10 protein-coding genes are annotated in these 9544 nt (G+C 63.3%); 8 read left to right on the top strand and 2 right to left on the bottom strand.

Annotated elements, in window-relative coordinates; genetic code table 11:
- From EOA32_RS27775 to EOA32_RS27750, 6 genes are all read left to right on the top strand, one after another.
- On the top strand, window positions 1–774 hold a 774-nt coding region (locus tag EOA32_RS27775), incomplete at its 5' end, for a trimethylamine methyltransferase family protein (RefSeq protein ID WP_189407426.1).
- An 89-nt stretch (window positions 775–863) separates the two neighbouring features.
- Window positions 864–1553, top strand: coding sequence for a hypothetical protein (locus EOA32_RS27770; protein ID WP_128373417.1), 690 nt, complete (start codon window positions 864–866; stop codon window positions 1551–1553).
- A 103-nt stretch (window positions 1554–1656) separates the two neighbouring features.
- Window positions 1657–2388, top strand: coding sequence for a dienelactone hydrolase family protein (locus EOA32_RS27765; RefSeq protein ID WP_127241387.1), 732 nt, complete (start codon window positions 1657–1659; stop codon window positions 2386–2388).
- Window positions 2389–2461: 73 nt separating this feature from the next.
- Window positions 2462–3025 (top strand): RNA polymerase sigma factor, encoded by a 564-nt coding sequence (locus EOA32_RS27760; protein WP_128373416.1) that lies wholly within the window; start codon window positions 2462–2464, stop codon window positions 3023–3025.
- A gap of 2 nt (window positions 3026–3027) precedes the next feature.
- Window positions 3028–5196, top strand: coding sequence for a VWA domain-containing protein (locus EOA32_RS27755; protein ID WP_128373415.1), 2169 nt, complete (start codon window positions 3028–3030; stop codon window positions 5194–5196).
- Between the two features lie 14 nt (window positions 5197–5210).
- Window positions 5211–5612, top strand: a complete 402-nt coding sequence (locus tag EOA32_RS27750; RefSeq protein ID WP_245299688.1) for a hypothetical protein — start codon at window positions 5211–5213, stop codon at window positions 5610–5612.
- A gap of 12 nt (window positions 5613–5624) precedes the next feature.
- On the opposite strand, the gene bmt is transcribed toward EOA32_RS27750, so the two are convergent.
- Both bmt and EOA32_RS27740 read right to left on the bottom strand, forming a co-directional pair.
- Window positions 5625–6641 carry a betaine--homocysteine S-methyltransferase gene (gene bmt, locus EOA32_RS27745; RefSeq protein WP_066999705.1) on the bottom strand — a complete coding sequence of 339 codons (1017 nt, stop codon included), beginning with the start codon at window positions 6639–6641 and terminating at the stop codon, window positions 5625–5627.
- Window positions 6642–6796: 155 nt separating this feature from the next.
- The gene (locus EOA32_RS27740; protein WP_066999708.1) at window positions 6797–7654 is read right to left on the bottom strand and encodes a helix-turn-helix transcriptional regulator; all 858 of its coding nucleotides are present in this window, start codon (window positions 7652–7654) and stop codon (window positions 6797–6799) included.
- 228 nt (window positions 7655–7882) lie between these two features.
- On the opposite strand from EOA32_RS27740, the gene EOA32_RS27735 reads away from it, so the two are divergent.
- Window positions 7883–8893, top strand: coding sequence for a fatty acid desaturase (locus EOA32_RS27735; protein WP_066999712.1), 1011 nt, complete (start codon window positions 7883–7885; stop codon window positions 8891–8893).
- A 75-nt stretch (window positions 8894–8968) separates the two neighbouring features.
- The coding region (locus tag EOA32_RS27730; protein ID WP_128373414.1) for a phosphate ABC transporter substrate-binding protein at window positions 8969–9544 on the top strand (576 nt) is incomplete at its 3' end.

Genomic DNA, 9544 nt, shown 5'->3' with positions numbered 1-9544 from the left:
GCCTGCATTGTCACGCCGTTCATCCTGGCCGGCGCGATGAGCCCGGTAACGGTTGCCGGAACGCTGACGCAGATCCTGGCCGAGGTGCTTGCCGGCGCCTCTTTCACGCAGCTGATCAGGCCCGGCGCGCCGGTGCTGTTCGGCACTTTCGCCTCGTCGATCTCGATGCAGTCGGGCGCGCCGACTTTCGGCACGCCGGAACCATCGCTGGTTTCCTATGGCGCAGCGCAGCTCGCGCGCCGGCTAGGCCTGCCGTTCCGCACCGGCGGCTCGCTCTGCGCCTCGAAGGTCCCGGATGCGCAGGCGGCCTATGAGAGCGCCAACACGCTGAACTCGACCATCCTTGCCGGCACCAACTTCGTGCTGCATTCGGCCGGCTGGCTCGAGGGCGGACTGGCGTCCTGCTACGAGAAATTCATGATGGACATCGACCAGCTCGGCATGACGCAAAAATTCTCCGAGGGCGTCGACCTGTCGGAGAACGGCCAGGCGATGGACGCCATCCGCCAGGTCGGTCCGGGCAGCCACTATCTCGGCTGCGACCACACGCAGGCGAATTTCCAGACCGCCTTCTACCGCTCCAACATCGCGGACAACAATTCCTATGAGCAGTGGCTGGCCGAAGGCGAAAAGACCGCGCCGCAGCGCGCCAACGAGCTCGCTCGTCGCTGGCTGGAAAGCTACGAGGCACCGCATCTCGATCCGGCGATCGACGAGGCACTGAAGGATTTCATCGACAGGAAGAAGGCCTCGATGGCCGACGCCTTCACTTGAAAGGAGCCCGAGTCAGGCCGGGCTAAAGTCGCCAACATCATCCATAAGGAAGTCTGGCGGAGCGCGTTCTCCGACCCGGACAAGAAGGGATGACTTTTTCGCGCGGCACGATCGAAGGGACCGCGGCCGCGCTTGCCGCCGACGGCCTGATCCTTCGGGGCGGCTTTCGCTTCGCTAGTGATGAAGTGGCGCCTGCGGTGCTTTCAGGCGCGCCTGCGAAGTCCGCCCTCTTGGTTGGGCAGGCCGGCGCCGCACCCTGGCCGCACTTCCAGCGCTGGCTCGGGCAGCGGGCCAGCGGGATCGTCAACCCGCTCGACACCTGGTCGCGGGAGGTGATCGGCGCGGTGGCGCAAGCGTTCGGCGCTCGCGCCGTGTCGCCCTCCGACAGGCCCTATCTGCCGTTCCAGCAATGGGCGATGCGGGCGGAAGGGTTGAAGCCGTCGCCGCTCGGCATCCTCATGCATCCGCAGTATGGGCTCTGGCATGCCTATCGCGGCGCGCTGCTGTTCGAGGAAGAGATTTTCCTCCCCGAGCCTCGAGAACCGATTCATCTCTGCGACACTTGCGTCGAAAAACCCTGCATGAAATCCTGCCCGGTCGATGCCTATTCCGAGCAGGGTTTTGCCCATGAAGCCTGTCTTGGGCATGTGCGCGGCCCCAGTGGCGGCTTGTGCCGCACGAGCGGCTGCCTCGACCGCAATGCATGTCCCTATGGGGCGGACTATCGCTATCCGCCAGAGGTGCAGGCCTTTCATATGGCCGCCTTTGCTCGGCTGTAAAATGAAGGCCAACCGCACGAAATCTTGAACGCCAGGCTCCGGGATTGTCTTGCGGGGCCGCTCCAGCCGGATATCTATCGCGCGACATACGACGGAGAGCAGCATGGCCAAGCAAGAGATCGAGATCGAAACCCGGGACGGGAAGGCCAAGGCCGGGCTGTTCCGACCGGCGGCGGCGGCCAGGGCCGGCGTCATCCTCTACATGGATATTTTTGGCCCGCGGCCGACGCTCGACCAGATGGCCGAACGCCTCGCAGGGCATGGCTATGCCGTGTTGGTGCCCGATCTGTTCTATCGCAGCGTGCCCTATGGACCGTTCGACCCGAAGACTGCGTTTGCTGAGGATAGGACCAGGGCTCAACTGACGGCGCTGAGCGGTGGCACCACGCAAGAGATGACCATCCGCGACAGCGCGGCCTTCCTCGATGCGCTCACTGCCGAAGGCCTAGACGGGCCGGTCGGCGTCGTCGGCTATTGCATGGGCGGCGCACGGGCTCTTAATGCCGCCGCGGCCTATCCCGACCGCATTGCTGCCGCCGCCAGCTTCCACGGCGGCAATCTGGCAAGCGACGCGCCCGACAGCCCGCATCGGAAGGCAGCATCGATCAAGGCACGCATCTACGTCGGCGTCGCCGGCGTGGACCGCAGCTTTCCGCCGGAGCAATCGGCCCGGCTGGCAGAGGCGCTCAGGGTCGCCGAAGTCGACCACACGATCGAGAACTATGTCGGCGTCGGTCATGGCTGGTGCGTCAAGGACCACAGCGTCTATGACGAAGCGGGCGCCGAGCGCCATTGGAAGCGGCTCATCACGCTGTTCGCCGAGACCTTAGGGTAGGGTGCGGAGGCTGCCGCAAAAAAATCTTTCCATCGCCCCAAGGAATCGCCATTAGCCTTCGTCCAACAGGCAAATGACGGCGATGATGCTGGACGACAGCGAAGCCTCCGATGCCGAATTGATCGGGCGGGCGAGGGGCGGAGACAGGGGGGCTTTCGGCAAACTGCTCGAAAGGCACTATGGTTTCGTCTATCGCGCCGCCTATCGCTGGTGCGGCCGCAAGGCCGATGCCGAAGACATCGCCCAGGATGTCTGCGTGCGGCTCGGCCGGGCAATCCGCGACTATCAGGGCAACGGCGCGTTCACGACCTGGCTCTACGCCATGACACTGAACGCTTCGCGCGACATGATGCGCAAGCGCGCCCGCGACAGCGCCAAGACCGAGGCCTTCGGCACGTATGCGCTGATTGCGGGACAGGGATCGGCGGAAATCCAGGACCCGGCAGAGGCGCTGTGGGCGGCGGTGCGCATGCTGCCGGACAAGCAGCGCGACGCGGTGCTGCTCGTCTATGGCGAAGGGTTGAGCCACGCGGCTGCGGCCGAGGTGATGGCGATCTCGGAGGCGACGGTTTCCTGGCACATCCATGAAGCGAAGAAACGGCTGAAGCTGCTCATGCGCTCAGCCGGGGAAGTGTGACCATGGTCGACGACAACGAACTCGAAAGGCTGCGCAATCTGGCAGTTCCGGCGCCGGACAGCGAAGCGCAAACGCGTGCGTTGGCCGCCGCGATGCAGGCCTTCGACTTGAACGAAAAAATTTCGACCGTCCCCCAAGGATCGCCGGCAGGTCTTCGTCTCACGGAGCGAGCACAAAGGCTCTGGAGAGAGATCATGCAACGGAAACTCATTGCCACCCCGGCCCTGACCGCGCTGGTCGCGCTGCCTATCGCCGGCTATGCCGCTTTTGAGATGCTGAGGGAGCAGCCGCCCGTTATTTCAAACGGGAAGGTCACCGAAACGGTGGCCGACAAGCCGGTTGCGCAGAAGCCGATACCGAACCAGCCCGCGATCAGCGAGCCGCTGGCGGCCGCGCCTGCCAAGGAGAAGAAGACCGGCGCCGACAGCGAGAGGCGTGTCGAAGACGAGGCGCAGGTCGCACCGGCATCGCCGCCGAAAACTGAATTGAGCCGATCCGATGATCGGACCAGGCAGGAATACGGGGCGTTGAAGGACTTTGCCAAGCAAGCACCACAGGCGCTGCCTGTGCCGCCGCCTGCACCTGCGGAGGTTGACCAGCTGGCCGCCGGCGGACGCGCGGATGCCCAGGCGCCGGCAACCGCCATGCAGCCTGCAGAGATGCCGGCTGGCGCCGTCGCTGGTTCCAGGCCGATGGTTCAGCCGGCGCCCATGCCGGCCGATCAAATGCAGCCGCAAGAGCAAAACCGCGACCGCATCGAGACCTTCAAGACCAATCCGGTTCACCAAGCCGCCCAGGATCCGGTGTCGACCTTCTCGATCGATGTCGACACGGCGTCCTATTCCTTCGTCCGCCGCTCGCTGAAGGAAGGTATTCTGCCCGACCCAGGTACGGTGCGGGTCGAAGAGATGATCAACTACTTCCCCTATGACTGGAAGGGGCCGGACTCGGCCGCGGCGCCGTTCAATTCGACCGTCACCGTCATGCCGACGCCCTGGAACGAGCGCACCAAGCTGATGCATGTTGCGATCAAGGGTTTTGACGTGAAGCCGGTCGAGGCGCCGAAGGCCAACCTGGTGTTCCTGATCGACGTTTCGGGTTCGATGGACGAGCCGGACAAGCTGCCGCTGTTGAAGTCGGCGTTCCGGTTGCTGGTCAGCAAGCTCAAGGCCGACGACACCGTCTCCATCGTCACCTATGCCGGCAATGCCGGCACGGTGCTGATGCCGACAAAGGCCGCGGAAAGGCAGAAGATTCTTGCGGCGATAGACAATCTGGAGCCAGGCGGTTCGACCGCCGGCGAGGCAGGCATCAAGGAAGCCTACAAACTTGCGCAGCAATCCTTCGTCAAGGACGGCATCAACCGCGTGATGCTTGCCACCGACGGCGATTTCAACGTCGGCCAGACCGATGACGACGAACTCAAACGGTTGATCGAGAAGGAGCGCAAGACCGGCGTGTTTCTCTCGGTGTTCGGCTTCGGCCGCGGCAATCTCAACGACCAGATGATGCAGACCATCGCCCAGAACGGCAATGGCACGGCCGCCTATATCGACACGCTTGCCGAGGCCGAGAAGGTGCTGGTCGAGGACGCGTCCTCGACGCTGTTCACCATTGCCAAGGACGTGAAAATCCAAGTCGAGTTCAACCCGGCCAAGGTCTCGGAATACCGCCTGGTCGGCTATGAGACGCGGGCGCTCAAGCGCGAGGATTTCAACAATGACCGCGTCGACGCCGGCGATATCGGTTCCGGCCATTCGGTGACTGCGATCTACGAGGTCACGCCTAAGGGAAGCGGCGCCGAGCAGGTCGATCCGTTGCGCTATGGCGAGGCGAAGGTCGACAATGGCGGCGTTGCCAATGCGGGCGAATATGCCTTCGTAAAAATCCGCTACAAGCTGCCGAACGAGAATGTCTCGAAACTGATCACGACACCGGTGACCGCGGCCAACGAGGTGCCGTCCTTCGATGAAGCCGGCGTCGACCAGCGCTTTTCGGTCGCGGTCGCGGCTTTCGGGCAGAAGCTGCGCGACGCGGATCAGACGGCGAATTTCGGCTACGACCGGATCCTGGAGATCGCCAACGCCGCGCGCGGCGCTGATCCGTTCGGCTACAGGGCGGAATTCCTGTCGCTGGTGCGGCTAGCCTCGTCGCTGGGCACCAACAGATAGGGCGGGTGCCATCCATGGAACAAAAAGCCGGCGGAGGACCTGCCGGCTTTTGCCGATCGTTAAATTGCGCGGCTTTTCCGGAACTTGATCGCAATGCCCTCCTGTTAGTCAAAGCTGATAGAAGTGAGGGGCTGGAATTGCATATCACCGGGAACGTGACGCCGACTGCGGGCAATCTTCAGACGCGAGCACCGTCCGCTCCGTCGGCGGAATCCGCGCGGATCAGGAATAATGTCGATGCGGCCCGCGACACGGCGCTCTCTGCGCTCAACAACGACCGCTTTCGCGTGATGCTGGAACAGATCAGCGACCCGCGCGCGTCCGGCGCGTTGATGACGATGGGCGCCGACGGCAAGAACAGCGCCGCCACCGATCTCGGTACGGCGCTGTCGCGCTACGCTGAAAACAGCGAATAGAGCAGGCCAACTTCAGGCGCGGCTGCGCCGGCGTTCGCGACGGCCTTCGCCTGCCTCGGCAGCGCTCGCTATCTTGTTGCGCATCGGCCCGATGCGCTCGACGATGGACTCGACTGTCGGACGCGCCGACTTGGTGTGCGCGTCGAGCGCCTTGCGCATCGCGGCAAGGTGAGCGAACGAGGTGCCGCAGCAGCCGCCGACGATCTTGGCGCCGGCATCGACTGCCAGCCGGACATAGTCGGCCATCAGTTCCGGCGTGCCGGAATAGTGGATCTCGCTGCCGCGGAATTCCGGAATGCCGCAATTGCCCTTGACGATCACGGTGGCTTCCGGCTTCGCGTCGGTCATGTCGAGCAGCGACGCCAGGATGTCGGCTGCGCCGACGCCGCAATTGGCGCCCACCCCAAGCGGAGCCTGCGATAGTCCGTCCGCAACGCCGTGGATATCCTTGGGCAACAGCCCCATCATGGTGCGGCCGGCCGTATCGAAGGAACCGGTATAGGTGTAGGGCAGGCCGACACGGATCGCGGCTTCGGCCGCGGCGCGGATCTCATCCGGCGCCGACATGGTCTCGATCCAGGCGACTTCGGCTCCGCCGGCCTTCAAGCCCTCGATCTGCTCGGCGAAGGCATCCACCGCTTCCTCATAGGACATAGCGCCGAGCGGCACCAAAAGCTCGCCGGTCGGGCCGACGGAGCCGGCAACGATCACCTTGCGGCCTGCCTTGTCGGACACCGAACGGGCGATTTCGGCGGCGCGCTTGTTCAAGTCATGCACGCGGTCCTGAGCGTGATGCAGCTTCAGCCGATGACGGGTGCCGCCGAAGGAATTGGTCAGGATGATGTCAGCGCCGGCATCGACGAAATTCTGATGCAGCGCGGCGATGGTGTCGGGCGCCGTCTCGTTGAGCAGCTCGGGGGCTTCGCCGGCCTCAAGTCCCATCGCGAATAAATTGGTGCCGGTGGCGCCGTCGGCCAGCAGCACGCCTTTTTCGGCAAGCAATGCGTCGATCGGATTGGTGGCGGTCATGGCTCTGGCTTTCGCATCTTGAATTCAAATAACGATATAAAGAAGTCTTTATATCTAGTCAATGAATTTGCGCCCCCGCTCTTGCATGAGTTTCCTAAAACGGACGGGTCGGCCAGGTTGGTCGCCGCATGCCAGCATGGCGATGATGGTCACGTTCAGACAGAGCCTGAGGGGAAAGAGATGCCGGCCAGCTTCTGCGTGAAGCTCGCCGCCTCATGCGCGTTGATGTCGGCGGCTCGGATCAGATTGTCGAAGTGGCTGGTCAGGGTACGGACCGGCTGGGTGGCGTTCAGCACCAGATACATGTCGCCGACATAGATTGCGGCGCGGTACGGCCCGAAGATCGTATAAGGGATCGAATAGCGCATGCGGCCGTCATAGAGGAACAGGCGGAAGGTCGGGTAAAGGTCGTCGAGGAGCGTTGCCATGTGCAGCAATTGCCGGCGGCGCTCGGCTTCCGGGAACCGGTCCCAGACGCCGAGCCCGCGTGCGAAAATCTCCAGCGTATGGCGCGGCATGCAGACCTCCATGTCGGTCTCGGGCCGCCTGTTGTAGTCGATGCGGTATTGCGTTTCGCCGGCCTGCGCCTCGCGGCTCTTGTTGGTAATGCCGGCCTCGTATTCGACAAGGGCCTCGGTGCGCAGGAGGTCCGGAATCCCCGCCGGCACGTAGCGGATCTTGGTGCCGACCGCCTCGGCGTGCCATTTGGCAAGTAGCGTGCGGTCAAAGCCGTCCGGCGCCTCCTCGATCTCGAGGCTTTCGCGAATCTCGCCGGTGACGCCTTCGTCCTGGCTAAGGCCCAGCAGCCAGTCGAGCGATACCTTGAACTCGGCGGCAATGTTGAGAAGCGTCTCGGCGCGGGGCAGGCGCGTCGAGGCGCCCGACAGGAGTTGCGACAGCGCCGAACGATCGATGCCGACGGCGCTCGCGAAGGCCGACTGGTTCAAGTCCGAGCGTGTCAAGAGCAATTTCAGGCGCTCTCGGAAGACCGTCGACAGATCACGCTTGTCCATCACGCCGCTCCTTTCCAGTGGAGGAAAAATTTGCGCCCAGGCCTGCTGGGTAGGTGCTCAGGCGCAAATGAATCCCCAAATCTGTTTACAATATATAACATCTGCAGCCAAAAATGCGCATTCGCAACACGTTGTTCACTTTGTCGCGTTGCGACAACGACAGGCTCCTGACACAATGCTGTCAGGAATCAAAGTGGTTCCGGCGACTGGAAGGCAGTGGTCGATAGCATGACTGGCATACGCAAGAGACACAGCAGCACACCGGCCGTGGAATGGCCGACAGTATTCCTCACACTGTTCTGTTATGGCGCCTGGCTTGCCACCGGCTTCCTGCTTTGGCCTTCCTATTCGCTGCTGGCCCTTGTCGCCTTGGCCTTGATACTGGCCCTGCAATCCTCGCTGATGCACGAAGTGCTGCATGGCCATCCGACCCGCAACGCCAGCATCAACGAAGCCTTCGTCGTCCTGCCGATCGGGCTGGTCTGGCCGTTCCGCCGTTTCAAGGCGATCCATCTTCGCCACCACGCCGACGAGCGGCTGACCGACCCGCTCGACGATCCGGAAAGCTATTACCAGGCGCTCTGGATGCATGCGGAAATGCCGCCGGCGATGAAGTTCCTGCTCAAGATCAACAACACAATGGTCGGCCGCTTCGTTCTCGGACCTTGGCTGTCGTCGATCGGCTTCTTCCTCGACGACGCCAGACAGATGGCCGCCGGCGACAAGGCGATCCGCAAAGCCTGGCTGCTGCATGCCGTCGGACTTGCAGTGGTCGTGCCGATCGTGACCTTCGGCTTCGGCATCCCGCTCTGGCTCTACATCCTGGGGCCGGTGTGGCTTGGCCAGTCCCTGATTTCGGTGCGCACCTATGCCGAGCATCAGTGGTCGGAACACCCGGAGGGCCGCACGATCATCGTCGAGCGGTCGCCGCTCTCCTTCCTGTTCCTCAACAACAACCTGCATTTCGTGCACCACAAGAGCCCGACCGTCGCCTGGTACAGACTGCCGAAGATGTTTCGCGATCGCCGCGAAGAATGGCTGCGGATGAACAACGGCTACGTCTATCCGAACTATTTCGCGCTGATCAAATCATTTGCCTTCAAAGCCAAGGAGCCAGTGGTGCATCCGGTGCTGCGCCGCGCGCCCGAACCCGGCCGCGCCTTCAAACCGCGTATCAGAGCGCGTAATGTGAGTGGACTTGGCACGGCTCCGGTGCCGGCTGAGCCGCCCAAAGAGTAATTTCGAACTTTCGCGACTGCTTTATCGCCGCGGAATTCAGGCGCCGATGACCGCCTGTTTTGAAAGCTGTTCGTCATGAGCAAGTTGATTGCGGCTCTGCCGATGTATGACTGGCCGGAAGTTCGTGGCGAGATCGACGCGCAATGGGCGCAGCTCCGCGACGCTTTTCGACGGAGAGGTATCGACGCGCCGGAAAGAATGGCGCGCAGCAATCGCGACCTGCCGCCGGTGTCCGGCGGCATCCAAGACGGCGCCGGAAAGCTGATAGCGCCCGACCCCGCGACATTGCCCCCGGACGAGTTCGATTTTCACCAGCTCTGGCTGAGCCCGGCGCTGCTTTTCGGCCAGACCTGCTGGGGGCCGATGGAGCTCGGCCTGGCCAGGCATGTGCAGGTGGTCGCTCAGCCAAGCTATGACGCGTTCGAGGGCGGGCAGGGCGAGCTCTATTCCAGCGCGCTGGTGATGCCGGCTGATGGCGGGCGGTCGGTTGGCTCGCCCGAGGATGGCAAGGCCGTCATCCCGCTCGATCTCATCCGCGGCAAGCGCTTCATCTTCAACAATCCGGATTCGATGTCCGGGCTGCTCGGGCTGACGCGCGACCTGGAGGCGATCGGCGAAAGTCTGGGCGTCTTCGCCTCGTGCGGCGAAAGC

This window comes from Mesorhizobium sp. M1A.F.Ca.ET.072.01.1.1, from assembly GCF_004023325.1.
Lineage (GTDB): Bacteria > Pseudomonadota > Alphaproteobacteria > Rhizobiales > Rhizobiaceae > Mesorhizobium.
The sequence above is the reverse complement of the archived record's forward strand: the minus strand, read 5'-3'. Positions and strand labels throughout refer to the sequence as shown.